Source organism: Mycobacterium sp. 012931 (genome assembly GCF_000419295.1).
Classification (GTDB): Bacteria; Actinomycetota; Actinomycetes; order Mycobacteriales; family Mycobacteriaceae; genus Mycobacterium; species Mycobacterium marinum.
This window is the reverse complement of the sequence record NZ_AOPX01000001.1, coordinates 4099817-4121151: the sequence shown is the minus strand read 5'-3', so window position 1 is coordinate 4121151 and position 21335 is coordinate 4099817. Positions and strand designations below refer to the sequence as shown.

At 65.5% G+C, this 21335-nt stretch carries 19 protein-coding genes and 1 pseudogene; 16 read left to right on the top strand and 4 right to left on the bottom strand.

Annotated features, from left to right (window positions below):
• Positions 1-31: 31 nt before the first annotated feature.
• Positions 32-1129 carry a PE family protein gene (locus MMSP_RS18060; RefSeq protein ID WP_020787796.1) on the bottom strand — a complete coding sequence of 366 codons (1098 nt, stop codon included), beginning with the start codon at positions 1127-1129 and terminating at the stop codon, positions 32-34.
• Positions 1130-1476: 347 nt separating this feature from the next.
• Here MMSP_RS18060 and MMSP_RS18055 point away from each other — a divergent pair, with 347 nt between their 5' ends.
• From MMSP_RS18055 to MMSP_RS18030, 6 genes and pseudogenes are all read left to right on the top strand, one after another.
• Positions 1477-3456 (top strand): heavy metal translocating P-type ATPase, encoded by a 1980-nt coding sequence (locus MMSP_RS18055; protein ID WP_020787795.1) that lies wholly within the window; start codon positions 1477-1479, stop codon positions 3454-3456.
• Positions 3457-3550: 94 nt separating this feature from the next.
• The gene (locus MMSP_RS18050) at positions 3551-3892 is read left to right on the top strand and encodes a co-chaperone YbbN (RefSeq protein ID WP_020787794.1); all 342 of its coding nucleotides are present in this window, start codon (positions 3551-3553) and stop codon (positions 3890-3892) included.
• Between the two features lie 81 nt (positions 3893-3973).
• A complete protein-coding gene (trxA, locus tag MMSP_RS18045; RefSeq protein WP_036427390.1) occupies positions 3974-4303 on the top strand; it encodes a thioredoxin in 330 nt (109 codons plus the stop codon).
• Positions 4304-4374: 71 nt separating this feature from the next.
• A pseudogene (locus tag MMSP_RS18040) lies at positions 4375-5196 on the top strand (enoyl-CoA hydratase); the annotation flags it as partial.
• A 24-nt stretch (positions 5197-5220) separates the two neighbouring features.
• Positions 5221-6849, top strand: a complete 1629-nt coding sequence (locus MMSP_RS18035; RefSeq protein ID WP_012394033.1) for an ABC-F family ATP-binding cassette domain-containing protein — start codon at positions 5221-5223, stop codon at positions 6847-6849.
• Between the two features lie 84 nt (positions 6850-6933).
• The gene (locus tag MMSP_RS18030) at positions 6934-7125 is read left to right on the top strand and encodes a helix-turn-helix domain-containing protein (RefSeq protein ID WP_020787792.1); all 192 of its coding nucleotides are present in this window, start codon (positions 6934-6936) and stop codon (positions 7123-7125) included.
• A gap of 1 nt (position 7126) precedes the next feature.
• Here MMSP_RS18030 and MMSP_RS18025 read toward each other — a convergent pair whose 3' ends face one another.
• Together MMSP_RS18025 and MMSP_RS18020 are read right to left on the bottom strand one after the other, a co-directional pair.
• Positions 7127-7690, bottom strand: coding sequence for a TetR/AcrR family transcriptional regulator (locus tag MMSP_RS18025; protein ID WP_011739625.1), 564 nt, complete (start codon positions 7688-7690; stop codon positions 7127-7129).
• A gap of 9 nt (positions 7691-7699) precedes the next feature.
• Complete coding sequence (locus MMSP_RS18020) at positions 7700-10519, bottom strand: aconitate hydratase (protein ID WP_152522459.1); 2820 nt, start codon at positions 10517-10519, stop codon at positions 7700-7702.
• 302 nt (positions 10520-10821) lie between these two features.
• On the opposite strand from MMSP_RS18020, the gene MMSP_RS18015 reads away from it, so the two are divergent.
• The 9 genes from MMSP_RS18015 to MMSP_RS17975 all read left to right on the top strand — a co-directional run bounded on the left by MMSP_RS18015 (position 10822) and on the right by MMSP_RS17975 (position 19885).
• A complete protein-coding gene (locus MMSP_RS18015; protein WP_020787790.1) occupies positions 10822-11373 on the top strand; it encodes a DUF6676 family protein in 552 nt (183 codons plus the stop codon).
• Between the two features lie 231 nt (positions 11374-11604).
• The gene (gene ripA, locus MMSP_RS18010) at positions 11605-13014 is read left to right on the top strand and encodes an NlpC/P60 family peptidoglycan endopeptidase RipA (protein WP_036426688.1); all 1410 of its coding nucleotides are present in this window, start codon (positions 11605-11607) and stop codon (positions 13012-13014) included.
• A 25-nt stretch (positions 13015-13039) separates the two neighbouring features.
• The gene (gene ripB / locus MMSP_RS18005) at positions 13040-13759 is read left to right on the top strand and encodes an NlpC/P60 family peptidoglycan endopeptidase RipB (RefSeq protein WP_020787788.1); all 720 of its coding nucleotides are present in this window, start codon (positions 13040-13042) and stop codon (positions 13757-13759) included.
• A gap of 198 nt (positions 13760-13957) precedes the next feature.
• Positions 13958-15073 (top strand): MoxR family ATPase, encoded by a 1116-nt coding sequence (locus MMSP_RS18000; RefSeq protein ID WP_011739630.1) that lies wholly within the window; start codon positions 13958-13960, stop codon positions 15071-15073.
• Between the two features lie 59 nt (positions 15074-15132).
• A complete protein-coding gene (locus MMSP_RS17995) occupies positions 15133-16044 on the top strand; it encodes a DUF58 domain-containing protein (protein WP_051153799.1) in 912 nt (303 codons plus the stop codon).
• A gap of 34 nt (positions 16045-16078) precedes the next feature.
• Entirely contained in the window at positions 16079-17086 is a 1008-nt protein-coding gene (locus MMSP_RS17990) for a VWA domain-containing protein (RefSeq protein WP_020787786.1), read from the top strand.
• Between the two features lie 114 nt (positions 17087-17200).
• The gene (gene fabG1 / locus MMSP_RS17985) at positions 17201-17968 is read left to right on the top strand and encodes a 3-oxoacyl-ACP reductase FabG1 (protein ID WP_011739633.1); all 768 of its coding nucleotides are present in this window, start codon (positions 17201-17203) and stop codon (positions 17966-17968) included.
• 78 nt (positions 17969-18046) lie between these two features.
• Positions 18047-18856 (top strand): NADH-dependent enoyl-ACP reductase InhA, encoded by an 810-nt coding sequence (gene inhA / locus MMSP_RS17980; protein ID WP_015356077.1) that lies wholly within the window; start codon positions 18047-18049, stop codon positions 18854-18856.
• Between the two features lie 6 nt (positions 18857-18862).
• Positions 18863-19885, top strand: a complete 1023-nt coding sequence (locus tag MMSP_RS17975) for a ferrochelatase (RefSeq protein ID WP_020724996.1) — start codon at positions 18863-18865, stop codon at positions 19883-19885.
• 6 nt (positions 19886-19891) lie between these two features.
• Here the strand turns inward: MMSP_RS17975 and MMSP_RS17970 are convergent, their stop codons facing one another.
• Complete coding sequence (locus MMSP_RS17970) at positions 19892-20842, bottom strand: hypothetical protein (protein WP_020787785.1); 951 nt, start codon at positions 20840-20842, stop codon at positions 19892-19894.
• Positions 20843-20899: 57 nt separating this feature from the next.
• On the opposite strand from MMSP_RS17970, the gene MMSP_RS17965 reads away from it, so the two are divergent.
• Positions 20900-21334 carry an NfeD family protein gene (locus tag MMSP_RS17965; RefSeq protein WP_036427387.1) on the top strand — a complete coding sequence of 145 codons (435 nt, stop codon included), beginning with the start codon at positions 20900-20902 and terminating at the stop codon, positions 21332-21334.
• Position 21335 lies beyond the last annotated feature (1 nt).

Genomic DNA, 21335 nt, shown 5'->3' with positions numbered 1-21335 from the left:
CGTAACCAGCCGCGGGCGGACTGACCTGCCACTAGCCGTTGGTGCCGTCCTGGCCGAACAGCAGCCCACGGGTTCCGCCGAGACCGTCGGTGCCGGTGCCACCGCCGGTGCCACCGTCGCCGCCATTGCCGATCAGCAGCGCGTTGCCACCGTTGCCGCCGTTGCCGCTGACTCCGCCGCCATCGCCACCGGCCCCGCCGTTGCCGATGAGCCCGGCCTGGCCGCCCACCCCGCCGTTGGCGTTCGAGCCGCCGGTGCCGCCAATACCGCCGTTGCCGACGAAGAAGCCGGCGTTGCCGCCATTGCCGGAGTTGCCCATGGAACTCGAGTCCCCGCCCGTGCCCCCGTTGCCCAGCAGCCAGGCCCTGCCACCGTTACCACCGCCGAAGACGCCGCTGCCGCCATCACCGGCGTTGCCGAACAGCAGCCCGCCATTGCCGCCGAGGCCACCGATCCCAGCCAGACCGCTGGTACCGCCGGCGCCGCCCATACCGATCAGCAGGGCAGAGCCGCCGGCTCCGGCGGTACTACCGGTGCCGCCCATACCGCCGGCCCCGCCGTTGCCGAGCAGCAGCCCTCCCGTGCCGCCGTTGCCGCCGAGCGCGCCCCCTCCGCCGGTTCCTCCGGCGCCACCACTGCCGAACAGGCCCGCGGATCCACCGGATCCACCGGCCACCCCGGCGGTAGCTGACGAGAAGCCCTTGCCCCCATCGCCGATGAGCAGTCCGCCGGCCCAGCCGTTCGGGTTGGCCGCTGTCCCATCGGTGCCGTTACCGATCAGGGGGCGGTTCAACAGCAACTGGGTGGGTGCGTTGATCACATCGAGCAGCGGCTGCAGCGGATTGACGCTGGCAGCCTCCGCGGCGGTGTACGCCGCCGCGCCGCCGAACAGTGTTTGCACGAATCGCTCATGAAACGCCGCAGCTTGCAGGCTCACGGCCTGGAAGCTCTGGCCGTGCGAACCGAACAAAGACGCGACCGCGGCTGAGACCTCATCGGCCGCCGCGGCCGTCACGGCGGTGGCCTGAGTCGCCGCCGCCGAGTTCGCCGTCTCGATCAGTGATCCGATGCGAGCCAGGCTCCCGGCTGCCTCCGACACCCACTGCATATCTGCAATCACGAATGACATCGCGCACCTCCAGTATGAAGCGTCAGCGGCCGAAGAATTTTACCGCAGTTCTGCCGGATCTGTTTGCCCATTGCGCATCCTTTCCCGGCTGAAATTGCATGAACAAGGATGCAATTCAGGCGGCATCTGAGGCCAAGAAGATGGGTGCGGGAGGTTGCCCTGAGTCCCCGGTTTAGGGCTCACGAAGGATGCCGGACATAAGCCGGCTTCGTTTACATTGCGGCTTGCCTTGTCGCAGTGACCAATTCAATCGCATACCGCAATGCAATCGAGATTTTCCCGGGTTCTTGGCGTCCCTAGACTCGGTTCATCCTGACGAACTCCCACCCCTCTGTGAGGCCGCCGGAATGACTTTGACCGCGTTTGAAGTGAGTGCTGCCGAGGCTTCGTCAGATCGGTCGGATCGCATTCCAAGCACCAGCGTTCGACCGTTGACTTGGCGTGCCGCGCTGTGGTCGGTCATGTCGGTGCGTTGGGCGGGAATCGCGCTGGCGCTGTTCTTGACCGGGCTGGTGGCCCAGCTCAACGGCGCTGCGGAGCCGGTGTGGTGGACGCCGTATCTGGCCTGCTATCTGGCCGGTGGATGGGGTTCGGCCTGGGCCGGCGCCCAGGCGCTGCGGAATCGGGCCCTGGACGTGGATCTGCTGATGATCGTGGCCGCAATCGGAGCCGTGGCAATCGGGCAGATCTTCGATGGGGCGCTGTTGATCGTGATCTTTGCGACCTCCGGCGCACTCGATGATGTCGCGACCAAGCACACCGCTGACTCGGTCAAAGGGTTATTAGACCTGGCGCCGGAGCAGGCGACGGTCTTCGATGTCGATGGCAACGAGCAGGTGGTGGCGGCCAGTGAGCTGGTGGTCGGCGATCGGGTCGTGGTGCGCCCGGGCGAGCGCATACCGGCCGACGGTGCGGTGCTGTCGGGATGCTCCGAAGTCGACCAATGCTCTATCACCGGCGAGTCCATGCCGGCTGCCAAGGGCCGTGGTGATGAGGTGTTCGCCGGCACCGTCAACGGCTCAGGGGTCTTGCAGTTGCTGGTCACCCGCGACCCGTCGCAAACGGTAGTGGCCCGCATCGTCGAGCTGGTTTCCGAAGCGTCGGTGACCAAGGCCAAAACTCAACTGTTCATTGAAAAGATCGAACAGCGCTACTCCATCGATGTAGTCATCGCCACGCTTGCGTTGATCGCCATTCCGCTGATGTTGGGTACCCCGGTGCAGGTGGTTTTGTTGCGCGCGATGACATTTATGATCGTTGCCTCCCCGTGCGCAGTTGTACTGGCGACCATGCCGCCGTTGCTTTCGGCGATTGCTAATGCCGGCCGGCACGGAGTACTGGTCAAATCCGCGATTGTCGTGGAGCACCTTGCCGACACCGGCGTGGTCGCTTTGGACAAGACCGGAACATTGACATTCGGGCTACCGCAATTGGCCATCGTCGAGCCGCTTAGTGCCGATGTCGGTATCAAGAAATTGCTTCAATTAGCTGCTGCCGCAGAACAATCCAGCGAGCACCCGTTGGGCCGGGCGATCGTGGAGGAGGTGCGTCGGCGTGGTATCACCATCCCGGGGGCCGAGGACTTCCGCGCCCTGCCCGGTCGCGGAGTCCGGGCCAGCGTCGGCCGTGAGTTTGTCGAGGTGTGCAGCCCGCACAGCTATCGGGGCGCCCCGCTGCCCGAACTAGCCCCGATCCTGGAGGCCGGTGCCACCGCGGCCATCGTCTTGCGTAACGGCGTCGCTATCGGGGTGCTCGGACTCACCGACCAGGTTCGTGCGGATGCGGCACCGTCGGTTGCGGCCCTGACCGCCTTGACCTCAGCCCCGCCGGTGCTACTCACCGGCGACAACCCGTGCGCGGCCCAACGAGTCGCACAGCACGCCGGGATCACCGACGTACGCGCCGCACTGCTGCCCGAGCAGAAGGTGGAAGCCGTTCAGGCGCTGCAGGCCAGCGGTCATCGGGTGCTCGTTGTCGGCGACGGTGTCAACGACGCGCCCGCCATGGCTGCGGCGCACACATCGGTCGCCATGGGTGCCGGCGCGGATCTGACGTTGCAGACGGCCGACGGCGTCACGGTGCGCGACGAACTGCACACCATTCCGACCCTGATCGGACTGGCTTGTCAGGCCCGTCGTGTGGTCACCGCCAATCTGTTCATCGCGGGAACCTTCATCAGTGTGCTGGTGTTGTGGGATCTGTTCGGGCAGTTGCCGCTACCGCTGGGGGTAGCGGGTCACGAAGGGTCCACCGTGCTGGTGGCGCTGAACGGCATGCGGCTGCTGACCAACCGGTCCTGGCGAGCCGCGGCATCGCCGGTGCGCTAGGCGCTGGTGAGCCAAGCGGTCAAAGCGGACAACTCTGCGGTTGCCCTCGACGTAGGCTCGATGCCGGACCGACGCGCGATGGGTGAGGAAACCAGTGGCCACCGAAGATCTGACGGCAGCGAACTTCAAGCAAACCGTCCACGGAAACGACAGTGTGTTGGTCTACGTGTGGGCGCCGTTGTGCGCACCGTGTGACGTTTTCGCTCCCACCTACGAGGGGTCCTCGGACAAGCACCCCGACATCGTGCACGGCAAGGTCAACTTTGAGACCGAGCAGGAGCTGGTCTCCGCCGCGGCGGTCAAACACCTGCCCACATTGATGGCGTTCAAGAAGGGCAAGCTGGTGTTCAAACAAGCCGGCATCGCCAACCCCGCGGTCATGGACGATCTGGTGCGGCACCTACGGGAGTACCGGATCGAGCCGGCGGTAGCCTAGAAGGGCCTGCTCTAGCCCCCGCTTGCGTTCGCCGCAGGCTCGACCGGAACAAACCCGCCCCGCCGCGGCGTTATGGCTGACATGGCTACCCAAGACTTAACAGCTGCAAAGTTCAGCGAAACCGTCAACGACAACGACATGGTGCTGGTCGACTTCTGGGCCTCCTGGTGCGGCCCGTGTCGCGCGTTCGCGCCTACGTTCCAGGCGTCCTCGGAGGCTCACCCCGACGTCGTGTACGCCAAGGTTGACACCGAGGCCGAGCAGGAGCTGGCTGCGGCCGCCCAGATCCGGTCCATTCCTACGCTGATGGCCTTCAAGAAGGGCAAGCTGCTGTTCAACCAACCCGGCGCGCTGCCCGCGGAGGCTCTCGAGGACCTGGTGCAACAGCTCAAGTCCTACGAAGTCGTCTGACGGCTGGCAGCGTGCCAGCAGCCCCGGTGCGCTGATGGTGGCATTACGCGCGGTGCTGTGGCCCTACGCGATACCGTTCACGGGTGTCTTTGGTCCTGTTAGAGCACCCGCGTCCAGACATTGCGCTAGTCACCCTCAACCGGCCCGAGCGGATGAACTCCATGGCCTTCGACGTCATGGTGCCGCTCAAGGAGGTGCTCGAGGAGGTCAGCTACGACAACTCGGTGCGGGTGGTGGTGCTGACCGGGGCTGGCCGGGGCTTCTCGTCTGGCGCTGATCACAAGTCAGCGGGCGCCGTTCCGAACGTTGGGGGATTGACCCGGCCGACATACGCGCTGCGTTCGATGGAGCTGCTCGACGAAGTGATCCTGATGCTGCGGCGTTTGCATCAGCCGGTGATCGCCGCGGTCAACGGGCCGGCCATCGGTGGGGGACTATGCCTGGCGTTGGCCGCCGATGTCCGGGTGGCCGCGGCCAGCGCGTACTTCCGGGCCGCCGGCATCAACAATGGGCTGACCGCCAGCGAGCTGGGCCTGAGTTACCTGTTGCCCAGGGCCATCGGGTCCTCGCGCGCCTTCGAGATCATGTTGACCGGCCGCGATGTCACCGCGGAGGAAGCCGAGCGGATTGGTCTGGTGTCCTGCCGGGTGCCCGATGGTCAGCTACTGGACACCTGTTACGCGATCGCGGCACGAATGGCGGCCTTCTCCAGGCCGGGAATTGAGTTGACCAAACGCACACTGTGGAGTGGACTAGACGCCGCTAGCCTGGAGGGGCACATGCAGGCCGAGGGGCTGGGCCAGCTCTTCGTCCGCCTGCTGACCGCAAACTTCGAAGAAGCGGTGGCCGCACGCGCCGAGAAGCGGCCGGCGGTTTTCACCGATGACAAGTAACACCACAACGCAGGGAGAGAGATCGTGATCACGGCCACGGACCTGGAGGTCCGCGCTGGCGCGCGTATCCTGCTCTCGCCTGACGGCCCGGACTTGCGGGTGCAACCTGGCGATCGGATCGGTCTGGTCGGCCGCAACGGAGCGGGCAAGACGACAACCTTGCGCATCCTGGCGGGGGAGAGCGAACCGTACGCCGGTTCGGTCACCCGAGCCGGTGAAATCGGATACCTGCCACAGGATCCGAAAGAGGGCGACCTCGAAGTGCTGGCTCGCGATCGGGTGCTGTCGGCCCGCGGCCTGGACGTGTTGCTCACCGACCTGGAGAAACAGCAGGCGCTGATGGCCGAGGTGGCCGATGACGCTGCCCGCGACCGCGCCATCCGCCGCTACGGCCAGCTCGAGGAGCGGTTCGTGGCGCTGGGCGGTTACGGCGCCGAAAGCGAAGCCAGCCGCATCTGCGCCAGTCTCGGCCTGCCCGAACGGGTGCTCACCCAGCAGCTACGTACCTTGTCCGGGGGCCAGCGCCGCCGGGTGGAGCTGGCCCGCATCCTGTTCGCGGCATCGGACACCGGCGCGGGTTCGTCCACCGTTTTGCTGCTCGATGAGCCGACCAACCATCTCGACGCGGATTCGGTTGGCTGGCTCCGCGATTTCCTGCGAGCGCATACCGGTGGGCTGATCATCATCAGCCACAATGTGGAGCTGCTCGCCGATGTCGTCAACCGGGTGTGGTTCCTGGACGCCGTTCGGGGCGAGGTCGACGTCTACAACATGGGCTGGCACAAGTACCTCGATGCCCGGGCTACCGACGAGCAACGTCGCCGCCGGGAACGCGCTAACGCCGAACGTAAGGCCACCGCGCTGCGGACCCAGGCTGCCAAGATGGGCGCTAAGGCGACCAAAGCTGTTGCCGCCCAGAACATGTTGCGCCGGGCGGACCGGATGATGGCCGCGCTCGATGAGGAACGTGTGGCCGACAAGGTGGCCCGAATCAAGTTCCCCACTCCGGCCGCCTGCGGCCGGGTGCCGCTGGTAGTCAAGGGGCTGAGCAAGACCTACGGGTCGCTGGAAGTGTTCACCGGCGTCGACTTGGCGATCGACCGGGGGTCGCGGGTGGTCGTGCTCGGTCTCAACGGTGCCGGTAAGACCACGCTGCTGCGTTTGTTGGCCGGTGTGGAGCACCCCGATACCGGCGGGCTGGAACCTGGACACGGTTTGCGGATCGGCTATTTCGCGCAGGAGCATGACACGCTCGACAACGACGCGACCGTTTGGGAGAACATTCGCCACGCCGCACCCGAATCCGGCGAGCAGGAGTTGCGCGGGCTATTGGGTGCGTTCATGTTTACCGGTCCGCAGCTCGACCAACCGGCCGGCACGCTCTCCGGTGGGGAAAAGACCCGGTTGGCGCTGGCCGGCCTGGTGGCCTCCACCGCGAACGTCCTGCTGCTCGACGAACCGACCAACAATCTCGATCCCGCCTCGCGCGAGCAGGTCCTCGATGCGCTGCGCAGCTATCAGGGCGCGGTGGTGCTGGTGACACACGACCCTGGTGCGGCCGAGGCGCTCGACCCCCAGCGCGTGGTGCTGCTGCCCGACGCGACCGAGGACTACTGGTCCGACGAGTACCGGGACCTCATCGAGCTGGCCTGAATAGCGCCAGGCGATTTCGTCCAAAGTGGCCCTTTGGCGGCAGCGGGTTTCTACGCTAGGTGCCGGGGAGCGATGGAGGTGCCCATGCGAAAGTCAAAGAAGACGCGCGATCAGCTGCTGGATGAGTTGCGCCACGCCTACGAAGCCGGTGCCAGCATTCGCAATCTGGCTGCCAACACCGGCCGCTCGTACGGATCCGTTCACAGCATGCTGCGGGAATCCGGTACCACGATGCGTAGCCGCGGCGGGCCCAATCGCCGTTCCCGGCCGCGCTAAATCAGCTGCGGCGCAACGAGTTCTCCACCAAGTCGAGAACGTCGGTGAGCCGTTGCGGATCCTCCCCGGATGCCAGTCGTGCAACCAGCCCGTCAAGAACCAGGTCCAGGTAGCACTGCAACACTTCGTTGGGAACGTCGTCGCGCACCCTGTTGGCCTGCTTCTGGCGACGTAGCCGATCGGTGGTCGCGGCCGCCAGCTCGGCGGAGCGCTCCGCCCACCCGCGGCTGAACTCCGGGTCGTTGCGCAGCTTGCGGGCGATCTCTAGCCGGGTGGCCAGCCAGTCGAACTGCTCTGGCGCGGCCAGCATGTCACGCATCACCTGGATGAGGCCTTCGCGGGATGCGACATCGGCCATCCGCTCGGCATCCTCATGTGCCAGCGCGAAAAACAGTGCGTCCTTGTCCCGGAAGTGGTGGAAGATCGCACCGCGCGACATGCCGATCGCCTGTTCCAGACGCCGGACCGTGGCCTTGTCGTAGCCGTACTCGGCAAAGCAACGGCGAGCGCCGTCGAGGATCTGGCGGCGGCGGGCCGCCAGATGGTCCTCGCTGACCTTGGGCACGGTTCGGGGCTAGCCCGACTTCAGCATGTTGCGCAGCACGTACTGCAGGATGCCGCCGTTGCGGTAGTAGTCGGCCTCACCCGGAGTGTCAATGCGCACCACCGCGTCGAACTCGATCGGGTCGGCACCGTCCTTGGTGGCCTTCACATGCACCGTCTTGGGAGTCTTGCCGGAGTTGAGCTCTTCAATACCGGTGACGTCGAAGGTCTCGGTGCCATCCAGGCCGAGTGACGATGCCGACTGCCCCGTGGGGAACTGCAGCGGAATGACGCCCATGCCGATCAAGTTGGAGCGGTGGATACGCTCGAACGACTCGGCGATCACCACCCGCACGCCCAGCAGCAGCGTTCCCTTGGCCGCCCAGTCGCGAGACGAACCGGAACCATATTCCTTGCCGCCCAGCACCACCAGCGGAATGTTCTGTGCCGCATAGTTTTGCGCCGCGTCGTAGATGAAGGCCTGCGGCGCGCCATCCTGGGTGAAGTCGCGGGTGTAGCCGCCGGAGACATCGTCGAGCAACTGGTTGCGCAACCGGATGTTGGCGAACGTGCCGCGAATCATCACCTCGTGGTTTCCGCGTCGCGACCCGAAGGAGTTGTAGTCCTTGCGTGCCACGCCGTGCTCGTCGAGGTACTGGGCGGCCGGGGTGCCCGGCTTGATTGCGCCGGCGGGGGAAATGTGGTCTGTGGTCACCGAGTCGCCAAGCAGCGCGAGCACCCGCGCGCCGGTGATGTCACTGACCGGAGCGGGGGCAGCGGCCATCCCCTCGAAGTACGGTGGCTTGCGCACGTAGGTCGAGCTCTGGTCCCAGTCAAAGGTGTTGCCGCTGGGGGTGGGCAGGTTGCGCCAGCGCTCGTCACCCTTGAACACGTCGGCGTAGTTCTTGGTGAACATCTCCTGGTTGATCGCCGAGGCGATGGTGTCGGCGACGTCTTGCTGCGACGGCCAGATGTCACGCAAGAAGACGTCTTTGCCTTCCTTGTCGGTGCCCAGCGGCTGGTTCTCGAAGTCGAAGTCCATGGTGCCGGCCAGCGCATAGGCGACGACCAACGGCGGCGAGGCCAGGTAGTTCATCTTGACGTCGGGGTTGATCCGGCCCTCGAAGTTCCGGTTGCCCGACAGCACCGCGGCCACCGAGAGGTCGTTGTCGTTGACGGCCTTCGAGATCTCTTCGGGCAGCGGCCCGGAGTTGCCGATGCACGTGGTGCAGCCGTAGCCGACCAGGAAGAAGCCCAACTTCTCCAGGTACGGCCACAACCCGGCCTTGTCGTAGTAGTCGTTGACCACCTGAGACCCGGGCGCCATGGTGGTCTTCACCCATGGCTTGGAGGTCAGCCCCTTGTCGACGGCGTTGCGGGCCAGCAGCGCGGCGCCCAGCATCACCTCGGGATTGGAGGTGTTGGTGCAGGAGGTGATCGCGGCGATCACCACCGCGCCGTGGTCGAGCACGAACTCGCCGAGTTCATCGGAGCGCACCCGCACGGGCTTGCTCACCCGGCCATCGGCGTGCGCGGCCGCGGAGTGGACGGCGGCGACATCGTCATTGGCGAAGGTCAGTTGCCCGGGGTTGCTGGCCGGGAAGGTTTCCTCCACTACCTCGTCCAGTTTCGAGTGCTGGTCGTGTGCGGAGGAGTCGTCGCTGACGTAGTGGGTGATCTGTTCGCGGAAGGTGCCTTTGGCCTCGGACAAGACGATTCGGTCCTGCGGGCGCTTGGGCCCGGCGATGGACGGCACCACGTCGGACAGGTTGAGTTCGAGGTACTCGGAGAACACCGGCTCGTGCTTGGGGTCGTGCCACATGCCCTGTTCCTTGGCATAGGCCGCAACCAGCGCCACCTGCTCAGCGGAGCGACCGGTCAACTCGAGGTACTTGATGGTCTCCTCGTCGATCGGGAAAATTGCTGCGGTGGAACCGAATTCGGGGCTCATGTTGCCCAGCGTGGCGCGGTTGGCCAATGGCACCTCGGCCACGCCCTCGCCGTAGAACTCGACGAACTTGCCGACGACGCCGTGCTTGCGCAGCATTTCGGTGACGGTGAGCACCACGTCGGTGGCCGTGACGCCGGGTTGGATCTCGCCGGTCAGCTTGAACCCGACCACCCGCGGGATCAGCATCGACACCGGCTGGCCGAGCATCGCCGCCTCGGCTTCGATGCCGCCCACGCCCCAGCCCAGCACGCCGAGGCCGTTGACCATGGTGGTGTGCGAGTCGGTGCCCACGCAGGTGTCGGGATATGCCACGCCGTCACGGTCCATCACCACGCTGGCCAAGTATTCGATGTTGACCTGGTGCACGATGCCGGTGCCGGGAGGCACCACTTTGAAGTCGTCGAAAGCGCCTTGCCCCCAGCGCAAGAACTGGTAGCGCTCACCGTTGCGCTGGTATTCGATCTCGACGTTGCGCTCGAAGGCGTCGGCCCGACCGAACAGGTCGGCGATCACCGAGTGGTCGATCACCAGGTCGGCGGGGGCCAGCGGGTTGACCTTGTCGGGCTGGCCGCCGAGATCTCCGATGGCTTCACGCATGGTTGCCAGGTCGACGATGCACGGCACCCCGGTGAAGTCCTGCATCACAACGCGGGCGGGGGTGTACTGGATTTCGATGCTGGGTTCCGCTTGCGGGTCCCAGTTCGCAATGGCCTCGATGTGATCCTTGGTGATGTTGCTGCCGTCCTCGTTGCGCAGCAGGTTCTCGGCGAGCACTTTGAGGCTGTAGGGAAGCTTCTTGGTGTTTGGGACGGCGTCGAGACGATAGATCTGGTAACTCTTGTCGCCGACCTCGAGGGTGTTGCGGGCTCCGAACGAGTTCACAGAATCTTTGCTGGTCACATCAACTCCCAAGGATTAAATTCTCCCGCCAACGGGCCGTGTCGACGGGGCTTCAAATGCGCAAAGCAACATTAACAGTACGCTTGTCCTGCATTGCGTTGGCACTCGCACTGTCAGTCTTGTCGCGCGGGGCGCGTGGTGGAACCCCATTTTTCGACTCGACCGCGGGAGGTGGCCCCACGACCTGCCTACTGTCAGGCTAGGGTGGCCGCGCTAGCCGGAATTCACCCGGGTGGGACGGCATCATCCGGCCGTCCGGCGCGCGAGCCGAACCCGTGGGCCAACGCGGCAGAAAGGACGTCATGAGCGGACCAGAAACTATCCCGTTCCTGCCGGCCTACATCCCGCAGGACGTCGACATGGCGGCGGTCAAGGCCGAGGTCGCCGCGATCGGCGTCAGCGCTCCACCCGAGGCACTGCCCGGACTGGTAGAGGTGGTCAGCCAAGCGCAGCACGATGGAATCAATCTCAAGATCGTGCTGATCGACCACAACCCTCCCAACGACACCCCCCTGCGGGACATCGCGACCGTCGTCGGCGCCGACTACCCGGATGTGACGGTGCTAGCGCTGAGCCCGAGCTATGTCGGCAGCTACAGCAAGGAGTTCCCACGCGTCACCCTGGAGGCGGGGGAGGACCATTCCAAGACGGGCAACGCCGTCCAGTCCGCACAGAACTTTTTGAACGAGCTCGATACACCCGAGTTTCCCTGGACCGGGTTGACAATCTTTTTGTTGATTGGGGTGCTCGCGGCAGCGGTCGGAACCCGGTTCACGCAGCTGCGCGCCAGGCGATCAGCAACCTCTCCCGAGGTTGCCCAGGCGGTGGCCGAGCTGGCTGACCCAGGGGTTTAGCCAGCTAGAAGGGCATTTCTGGCATTTGCGCGGATCTACTCCGTCTGCCGGTGGCAAACGCGCTAGATAACCGTTCGGTCACATTAAACGCACGTAGCGGGCGCACTTTGTGACATACGTTTCCTTTGCGTCAAGTGTGACGTACGGTGCGAATGGTGATTGTGATGTTTTTGGCGCTTTCCGTACCAACAGGCGCCGTCCGTCCGGTTTAAGCCATAGGAGACCTGACCAATGAGACGGACCCGCCGTAGCTCAGCTTCGAGATCGGCAGCAAGACTTGTCCGACCGGCCATTCCTTCGGTGGTCAGTGTTGCCCTGCTGGTAACGGTTCCAGCGGTGGCCAATGCTGATTCCCGAACCGACTCCATCGCCGCGCTGATCGCCGACGTTGCACGGGCGAACCAGCGGCTGGACGACCTGAGTGCCGCCGTTGAGCTCGAGCAGGAGGGCGTCAACAAGGTGATGGTCGCCGTGGAGACGGCCCGGGATGAGGCCGCCTCCGCCGAGCACGAACTCGAGGCCAGCCAGCAAGCGGTCAAAGATGCCAATGCGGCCATCGCCGCGGCCCAACACCGGTTCGATACGTTCGCGGCCGCCACCTATATGAATGGCCCGTCGGACAGCTACCTGACCGCGACCAGTCCCGACGAGATCATCGCGGCGGCGACCGCCGCCAAGACCCTGGCCGCGAGTGCGCAGACCGTCATGGCGAATCTGGAGCGGGCGCGGACCCGGCAGGTCAACAAGGAATCGGCCTCGCGGCTGGCCAAGCAGAAGGCCGACAAGGCCGCCGAAGACGCCAAGACCAGCCAGGACGCGGCCGTGACGGCGCTCACCGATACCCAACGCAAGTTCGACCAACAGCGCGAGGAAGTCAATCGCCTGGCCGCCGAACGCGATGAAGCGGAAGCCAAGCTGCAGGCCGCCAGGCTGGTTGCCTGGTCCTCGGCTGGTGCAGAAGGTCCGCCGCCGGGGGCGATGTGGGATCCCGGGGCGAGACCGGGCAACGGGCGCCGGTGGGACGGCTGGGACCCCACGCTGCCTCAGATACCCAGTGCCAACATCCCCGGCGACCCGATCGCCGTGGTTAACCAGGTGTTGGGCATCTCGGCAACATCTGCGCAGGTCACGGCCAACATGGGGCGAAACTTCCTGCAGCAGTTGGGCATCCTCAAGCCCACCGACACCGGAATCACCAACGCCGCAACGGGCGCTACCCGGATTCCGCGGGTCTATGGGCGACAGGCCTCCGAATACGTGATCCGTCGCGGAATGGCGCGGATCGGAGTGCCCTACTCCTGGGGCGGCGGTAATGCTGCGGGACCCAGTAAAGGAATCGACTCCGGGGCGGGTATCACCGGCTTCGACTGTTCGGGCCTGGTGCTCTACTCGTTCGCCGGGGTGGGAATCAAGCTGCCGCACTACTCGGGTTCGCAGTACAACCTGGGCCGCAAGATCCCAACCTCGCAGATGCGCCGCGGCGACGTCATCTTCTACGGACCCGGCGGCAGCCAGCACGTCACCCTTTATCTGGGCAACGGTCAGATGCTCGAAGCCCCCGACATCGGGTTGAAAGTACGGGTTGCGCCGGTGCGCACCAGCGGCATGACGCCCTTCGTGGTCCGCTACATCGATTACTAGCACGATGAGTAGTTATCGAGGTCCCATGCGATACAAGCGATTTCGCCTACTCGGTCTGGCCTGGATAACCCTGGCGGTGGCAGCCCTGATGGTCGTGGTGTCAGCGCCGGCTGACGCCGATCCGGGCGGATGGGATCCCACCTTGCCGGCAACCGCCAGCGCGGGTGCACCCGGGGACGCGCTTGCCATGGCAAATGCTTCGCTGCAGGCCACCGCCCAGGCCACCCAGACCACTTTGGACTTGGGCCGGCAGTTTCTCGGCGGGTTCGGGATCAATCTGGGCGGTAGTCCCGCGCCCAGTGCGGCCAATACCGGAGCAAACCGGATCCCGCGGGTTTACGGCCGGCAGGCGCTCGAGTACGTGATCCGTCGGGGCGGATCGCAGATGGGGGTCCCGTATTCCTGGGGCGGCGGCAGCCTGCAGGGCCCCAGCAAGGGCGTCGACTCCGGTGCCAACACCGTCGGTTTCGACTGCTCGGGGTTGATGCGTTACGCCTTCGCCGGGGTGGGCGTGCTGATCCCACGCTATTCCGGTGACCAGTACAACGCCGGCCGGCATATTTCTCCTGATCAGGCGCGGCGCGGCGACCTGATCTTCTACGGCCCGGGGGGCAGCCAGCACGTGACCATGTATCTGGGCAACGGCCAAATGCTGGAGGCATCCGGAAGCGCGGGCAAAGTCACGGTGAGCCCGGTGCGCAAGGCCGGCATGACCCCCTTCGTGACTAGGATCATCGAGTACTGAGTCAGGTGTGCCGCCCGGTTAGCGGGCCCGGGCGCCTGAGGCGGAGCGGGGCGTGGTGCGCCGGTTACGGTTGCCGGTCGGCAACCGCGGCGTCGACGGAATCCAGGAGGCCTGGAATAGTTGAACGCGGGCACGTCGCTGCCCCGCGAATTTAGTCGTGTCAGCAGTCGTGTCTGATCGAGCGGTGGAGGGTTGTTGATGACATCAGCAGGTGGCGGTTACTCGGGTCCGGGTGGGCATTCGGCCCCACCGGCCCATGAGGCGCCTTCGGGTGGCCCGGACGGGCTGGCCGCCGAGGTACACACCCTCGAGCGGGCAATTTTCGAGGTCAAGCGGATCATCGTCGGCCAGGACCAGCTGGTGGAGCGGATGCTGGTCGGCCTGCTGGCCAAAGGGCATGTGCTGCTCGAGGGTGTTCCCGGGGTAGCCAAGACGCTGGCGGTGGAGACCTTCGCCCGAGTGGTCGGCGGGTCGTTCGCGCGTATCCAGTTCACGCCCGACCTGGTGCCGACCGACATCGTCGGTACCCGTATCTACCGGCAGGGCAAGGAGGAGTTCGACACCGAACTGGGCCCCGTGGTGGCCAACTTCCTGCTTGCCGACGAGATCAACCGGGCGCCGGCAAAGGTCCAGTCGGCTCTGCTGGAGGTCATGGCCGAGCGGCACGTGTCGATCGGCGGGAAGACCTTCCCGATGCCCAACCCTTTCCTGGTGATGGCGACCCAGAACCCGATCGAGCAGGAGGGTGTCTACCCGCTGCCCGAGGCGCAGCGCGACCGCTTCCTGTTCAAGATCAACGTCGGTTACCCGACACCCGAGGAAGAGCGGGAGATCATTTACCGGATGGGCGTCACCCCGCCGCAGCCCAAGCAAATCCTGGGCACCGGTGACCTATTGCGGCTCCAGGACATCGCCGCCAACAACTTCGTACACCACGCTTTGGTCGACTACGTCGTCCGCGTGGTGATGGCAACGCGCCAGCCCGAGCAGCTGGGCATGAACGATGTCAAGACCTGGATCGCGTTCGGTGCTTCACCGCGCGCGTCGCTGGGCATCATCGCCGCGTCCCGGGCGCTGGCGCTGGTCCGGGGCCGTGATTACGTGATCCCGCAAGACATTATCGAGGTGGTTCCCGACGTGCTGCGGCACCGCCTGGTGCTGACCTACGACGCACTGGCCGACGAGATTTCGCCTGAGATCGTGATCAACCGGGTCCTGCAGACGGTTGCCCTGCCGCAGGTGAATGCGGTACCGCAGCAAGGTCATTCGGTGCCGCCGGTGATGCAGGCCGCCGCGGCGGCTGGCGGTCGGTGAGCGATTCGGTCCCGGTGGCTCAAGAGGCGGTTGGGCCACGTGTCGTCAACCCGCCGTCGATGCAGCGCGGGGACATCAATGACCCCAAGCTGGCGGCGGCGCTGAAAACGCTCGAGCTGGCCGTCCGCCACAAGCTGGACGGCGTGCTGCATGGCGACTACCTGGGCCTGCTCCCGGGGCCGGGGAGCGAGCCGGGCGAATCCCGCATCTACCAGCCCGGCGACGACGTACGGCGGATGGACTGGTCGGTTACCGCCCGTACCACCACACCGCACGTACGGCAGATGATTGCCGACCGGGAGTTGGAGACCTGGTTGGTGGTCGACATGTCGGCCAGCCTGGACTTCGGTACCGCCGTGTGCGAGAAGCGTGACCTTGCGGTAGCGGCGGCCGCGGCCATCTCGTTCCTCAACAGCGGTGGCGGCAACCGGCTTGGCGCCCTGATTTCCAACGGCGCCACGCTCACTCGGGTGCCGGCGCGATCCGGGCGCCAGCATCTGCAGACGATGTTGCGCACCATCGCGACCACACCCAAGACGCCGGTCGGGGTGCGCGGCGACTTGGCCGTCGCCATCGATGCGCTGCGCCGTCCGGAGCGCCGTCGCGGGATGGCGGTGATCATCAGCGACTTCCTGGGGCCGATCAATTGGATGCGCCCGCTGCGGGCGATTTCAGCTCGGCACGAGGTGCTGGCCATCGAAGTGCTCGATCCACGCGATGTCGAACTGCCCGACATCGGCGACGTGGTGCTGCAAGACGCCGAAACCGGGGTGACCCGTGAGTTCACCATCGATGCCCAGCTGCAGAACGACTTCGCCCGGGCGGCCGCGGCGCACCGGGCCGACGTGGTCCGCACCATCCGCGGTTGCGGGGCACCGGTCATGTCGCTTCGCACCGACCGCGATTGGATCGCCGACATCGTCCGTTTCGTCACCTCCCGCCGGCGTGGGGCAATCGCGGGGCGCCGGTGACACCAACGCTCATGCACGTTGAGACAGGTCTGTTATGACATTGCCGTTGCTGGGGCCGATGACGCTGTCCGGCTTTGCACACTCTTGGTTCTTCCTATTCCTCTTGGTCGTCGCCGGGTTGATCGCGGTCTACGTCGTGCTGCAACTGGCGCGCCAGAAGCGGATGCTGCGGTTCGCCAACATGGAGCTGCTGGAGAGCGTGGCCCCCCAGCGGCCCTCGCGCTACCGTCACATTCCGGCGATGCTGCTGGCCCTATCGTTGGTGCTGTTCACCGCCGCCATGGCCGGGCCGACGCACGACGTCCGGATTCCACGCAACCGCGCGGTGGTCATGCTGGTGATCGACGTATCGCAGTCGATGCGGGCCACCGACGTCGAGCCCAACCGCATGGTCGCGGCCCAAGAGGCCGCCAAACAGTTCGCCGACGAGCTGACCCCCGGGATCAACCTTGGGCTGATCGCATACGCCGGCACCGCGACGGTCCTGGTCTCGCCGACGACCAATCGGGAGGCGACCAAGGCCGCGCTCGACAAGCTGCAGTTCGCCGACCGCACCGCCACCGGGGAAGCGATCTTCACGGCCCTGCAGGCCATCGCCACCGTCGGAGCGGTGATCGGTGGTGGTGACACACCACCGCCGGCTCGCATCGTGCTGTTCTCCGACGGCAAGGAGACGATGCCGACCAATCCGGACAACCCCAAGGGCGCCTATACCGCCGCACGCACGGCCAAGGACCAGGGTGTTCCGATCTCGACGATCTCCTTCGGCACCCCCTACGGCTTTGTCGAGATCAACGATCAGCGCCAGCCGGTGCCCGTCGACGACGAGACGATGAAGAAAGTTGCCCAGCTCTCCGGCGGAAACTCCTACAACGCCGCGACCCTGGCCGAGTTGAACTCGGTCTACGCCTCGCTGCAGCAGCAGATCGGGTACGAGACGATCAGAGGCGACGCCAGCATGGGTTGGCTGCGTCTGGGCGCGCTCGTCTTGGTGGCAGCGGCGCTGGCCGCGCTGCTCATCAACCGCCGGTTGCCGACCTAGCTCTGGCGCGCGAACGTAGCGCAGGGCACAATCCGGGGCAGAAAATGCGCCGGGGCGTCTCGTTGGCGACCAGCCGGTTACAGGCTTGCGGTGGTGAGGCGCTAGGTTGGCGGGGTGACTGATACGGCCACCGAGCAAAACACCGAAAGTGCCGCCGACGGCGGCAAACCCGCATTCGTATCCCGCTCAGTCCTGGTGACGGGCGGAAACCGGGGGATAGGTCTGGCGATCGCGCAGCGACTGGCCACCGATGGTCACAGGGTGGCCGTCACGCACCGCGGATCCGGGGCTCCCGAGGGGCTGTTCGGCGTCGAGTGTGACGTCACCGACAACGACGCCGTCGACCGTGCGTTCAAAGAGGTCGAGGAGCACCAGGGCCCGGTCGAGGTGCTGGTGTCCAACGCCGGCCTGTCCGCGGACGCCTTTCTCATTCGGATGACCGAGGAGAGGTTCGAAAAGGTTATCGATGCCAACCTCACCGGGGCATTCCGGGTGGCTCAGCGCGCATCTCGCAGCATGCAGCGCAAGAAGTTCGGCCGGCTGATCTTCATCGGTTCGGTCTCCGGTAGCTGGGGGATTGGCAACCAGGCCAATTACGCCGCCTCCAAGGCAGGCGTGATCGGGATGGCGCGCTCGATCGCCCGCGAGCTGTCGAAGGTCAATGTGACCGCCAATGTGGTGGCGCCGGGCTACATCGACACCGATATGACCCGCGCGCTGGATGAGCGGATTCAGGAGGGGGCGCTGCAGTTCATCCCGGCCAAGCGGGTCGGCACCGCCGCCGAGGTCGCCGGGGTGGTCAGCTTTCTGGCCTCCGAGGATGCGAGCTACATCTCCGGTGCGGTCATCCCCGTCGATGGCGGCATGGGTATGGGCCACTGAGTCCACCCATGAGGCGAAGGCTTCGGCCACGACCTGAAGGAATCACGACCTAACCGAACCACAACACGAAGGACGGACATGGCAGGACTGCTGGAAGGCAAACGGATCCTGGTCTCCGGGATCATCACCGACTCCTCGATCGCGTTTCACATCGCCCGGGTGGCCCAGGAACAGGGTGCCCAACTGGTGTTGACCGGTTTCGACCGGATGCGGCTGATCCAGCGCATCGTGGACCGGTTGCCGCAGAAGGCTCCGCTGATCGAACTCGACGTGCAAAACGAAGATCATCTGGCCAGCCTGGCGGGTCGGGTCACCGAGGTGATCGGGGAGGGCAACAACCTCGACGGCGTGGTGCACTCGATCGGCTTCATGCCGCAAAGCGGAATGGGCATCAACCCGTTCTTTGATGCGCCCTACGAGGACGTCTCCAAGGGCATCCACATCTCCGCGTATTCCTATGCTTCGCTGGCCAAGGCGCTGCTGCCGATCATGAATCCCGGCGGTTCCATCGTCGGTATGGACTTCGATCCCACTCGGGCGATGCCGGCCTATAACTGGATGACGGTTGCCAAGAGTGCGCTGGAGTCGGTCAACCGCTTTGTCGCGCGCGAGGCTGGCAAGTATGGCGTTCGTTCGAATCTGGTTGCAGCAGGACCGATCCGGACCCTGGCAATGAGCGCGATCGTCGGCGGTGCGCTCGGCGAGGAAGCCGGCGCACAGATTCAGCTGCTCGAAGATGGCTGGGATCAACGAGCTCCGGTCGGATGGAACATGAAGGACCCCACGCCGGTCGCCAAGACGGTGTGTGCGGTGCTGTCCGAATGGCTCCCGGCGACCACGGGCGACATCATCTTCGCCGATGGTGGCGCACACACTCAATTGCTGTAGCGGGCAATGGAATTTGATGCCGTCCTGCTGCTGTCCTTCGGCGGGCCGGAAGGTCCGGAGCAGGTGCGGCCGTTCCTGGAGAACGTGACCCGCGGCCGCGGAGTGCCGCCCGAGCGGCTCGACGCGGTGGCGGAGCACTATATGCATTTCGGCGGGGTGTCGCCGATCAACGGCATCAACCGGGCGCTAGTCACCGAGCTGCGCGCCGAAGTTGGCCTGCCAGTGTATTTCGGCAACCGCAACTGGGAGCCCTACGTCGAGGACACCGTTATGGCGATGCGTGACAACGGTGTTAAACGAGCGGCGGTTTTCGCCACCTCGGCCTGGAGCGGGTATTCCGGCTGCACTCAGTACGTCGAGGACATTGCCCGAGCGCGTCGGGCCGCCGGGCCGGATGCACCCGAACTGGTGAAGCTCAGAAGCTATTTCGATCATCCGTTGTTTGTCGAGATGTTCGCCGATGCCATTGCGGCTGCTGCGGCAACGGTGCCGAAAGGCGCCCGCTTGGTGTTTACCGCGCACTCGATTCCGGTGGCCGCGGATCGGCGCTGTGGGCCCGGGCTCTACAGTCGCCAAGTTGCCTATGCCGCAAGCCTGGTCGCCGCGGCGGCGGGATATGACGACTACGATCTGGCCTGGCAGTCGAGATCAGGACCGCCCCAGGTTCCGTGGCTCGAGCCCGATGTCGCTGACCATCTCGAGATGCTGCGCGCCGGCGGGGTCAAAGCCGTGATCGTCTGTCCCATTGGATTTGTCGCCGATCACATCGAAGTGGTGTGGGATCTCGACGCTGAGTTGCGGGCTCAGGCGCAGGATGCCGGGATCGCACTTGCCCGGGCCGCCACGCCGAATGCCGATCGCCGATTCGCGCGGCTGGCCCGGGGCTTGATCGAGGAACTTCGCAGCGGTGGTGAGCCGGCGCGAGTCGGCGGCCCGGATCCCGTGTCCGGATGTCTGGCCGGCGTCAACGGCGAGCCGTGCCGCCCACCACATTGCGCCGCGCGGGAAACAGCACCTCAGGGGGCCTGATTGCGGTCAGTCAGACCAGGCTGAGTGCAGGATCGCGCTGATCGCGGCCATCCGTGCCGAACGCACCACGGCGTTGAGCGGCCGCAGCGCGTCGGTGGCGATCTGAACCTCCGACGACGATTGCGTTCCCACCGGCTCCAGCCCGGCCACCATCCGGTGTGCCATGTGTTCCGGGGCGGAGTCGGGCAGTCGGCTGAGCCCGGAACTGACTGCGATGATCGCGTCGACATGGGCGGCGTTCTCCAGCACCCGCAGCGCTCTCGACGGTGCGTGGTCGGGGATGCGGTGTTGCCGTGATGATTCCAGCATCTGCTCAACCAAACCGCGTGGATTGGCCACGTCGCTGGCTGCCGATCCCAATCCGATGGCACTCAATGCGTCGGCAGCTGAACGCACAGCCGAACGCAGTGCATATTCGGCGTCGGCGAGTTCGTAGTGATCGAAGGCCGGGGCTCCCGGTAGCGAGTACACCGTCCAGGCCAGTGCAGACAATTCGGGTGTCCCCGTCTCGTCATCTGCGGCTTCATCCGCATCGCTGTAAGAGAACTCAGGGACCAGTCCGATAGCGGTGCCGGGATCATCGGGATTGCTGACGATCAGCGCTTCGCCGGAGGCCAGCGCGCCACGCGCGAATTGCGTTCCAGCCGAAAGTCCCCGTACATCACCCGGTACCGGCAGCACCACGTTGATGGTCCCGAACAACCCGTCGGGCGTCGGCGGCGCCGCCGCCGTCGACCTGCCCACCGCGGCACGCAGTGTCTGCAGCAGCGACACCGTACCCACATTGTGCACGTCCGGCCACGGCAATCCGGTATGGCCCGCCGCGACGGCATCATACGCGGTAGCCGATTGTGTTGGCGCCCAGAGTGATAACGCGTCCAAAAGATCGTCGGGCGCGGCCTTGCCCGCGAGCCAGGCATTGGCCCACATCGACAGCGAAACACTCGGACACCACATGGTCTCGCAGTGTAGTTGTTCGCCGCGGCTAAGGCGGATCACGCGTATCCTGTGGCCATGCCTGTCGCGCTGATCTGGCTGATTGCAGCGTTGGTGCTCGCCGGAGCCGAGGCGTTGACAGGCGACATGTTTTTGCTGATGCTCAGTGGTGGCGCTTTGGCTGCTTCGGGAATCAGCTGGCTGACGGACTGGCCGCTGTGGGCCGATGGGGCGGTTTTCCTCATCGTTTCGGTTTTGCTGCTTGCCCTGGTTCGGCCCGCGCTGCGGCGTAAGCTGGCTCCCGCCAAAGCCCTGCAGCTGGGGATCAAGGCGCTCGAGGGCAAGAACGCGCTGGTGCTGGATCGGGTTGCTCGCGACAACGGGCAGGTGAAAATTGAGGGCGAGGTGTGGACGGCGCGCCCGCTGAACGACGGCGATGTGTTTGAGCCGGGTGATTCGGTGACGGTAGTGCACATCGAGGGTGCTACCGCGGTGGTCTTCAGGGACGTATAGC

Excerpts from the sequence above, each read along its gene's own strand:
- MMSP_RS18060 (WP_020787796.1), bottom strand. The coding sequence starts at position 1,129 with ATGTCATTCGTGATTGCAGATATGCAGTGGGTGTCGGAGGCAGCCGGG.
- MMSP_RS18055 (WP_020787795.1), top strand. The coding sequence starts at position 1,477 with ATGACTTTGACCGCGTTTGAAGTGAGTGCTGCCGAGGCTTCGTCAGAT.
- trxA (WP_036427390.1), top strand. The coding sequence starts at position 3,974 with ATGGCTACCCAAGACTTAACAGCTGCAAAGTTCAGCGAAACCGTCAAC.
- MMSP_RS18030 (WP_020787792.1), top strand. The coding sequence starts at position 6,934 with ATGCGAAAGTCAAAGAAGACGCGCGATCAGCTGCTGGATGAGTTGCGC.
- MMSP_RS18015 (WP_020787790.1), top strand. The coding sequence starts at position 10,822 with ATGAGCGGACCAGAAACTATCCCGTTCCTGCCGGCCTACATCCCGCAG.
- ripA (WP_036426688.1), top strand. The coding sequence starts at position 11,605 with ATGAGACGGACCCGCCGTAGCTCAGCTTCGAGATCGGCAGCAAGACTT.
- ripB (WP_020787788.1), top strand. The coding sequence starts at position 13,040 with ATGCGATACAAGCGATTTCGCCTACTCGGTCTGGCCTGGATAACCCTG.
- MMSP_RS18000 (WP_011739630.1), top strand. The coding sequence starts at position 13,958 with ATGACATCAGCAGGTGGCGGTTACTCGGGTCCGGGTGGGCATTCGGCC.
- MMSP_RS17995 (WP_051153799.1), top strand. The coding sequence starts at position 15,133 with ATGCAGCGCGGGGACATCAATGACCCCAAGCTGGCGGCGGCGCTGAAA.
- MMSP_RS17990 (WP_020787786.1), top strand. The coding sequence starts at position 16,079 with ATGACATTGCCGTTGCTGGGGCCGATGACGCTGTCCGGCTTTGCACAC.
- inhA (WP_015356077.1), top strand. The coding sequence starts at position 18,047 with ATGGCAGGACTGCTGGAAGGCAAACGGATCCTGGTCTCCGGGATCATC.
- MMSP_RS17975 (WP_020724996.1), top strand. The coding sequence starts at position 18,863 with ATGGAATTTGATGCCGTCCTGCTGCTGTCCTTCGGCGGGCCGGAAGGT.
- MMSP_RS17970 (WP_020787785.1), bottom strand. The coding sequence starts at position 20,842 with ATGTGGTGTCCGAGTGTTTCGCTGTCGATGTGGGCCAATGCCTGGCTC.
- MMSP_RS17965 (WP_036427387.1), top strand. The coding sequence starts at position 20,900 with ATGCCTGTCGCGCTGATCTGGCTGATTGCAGCGTTGGTGCTCGCCGGA.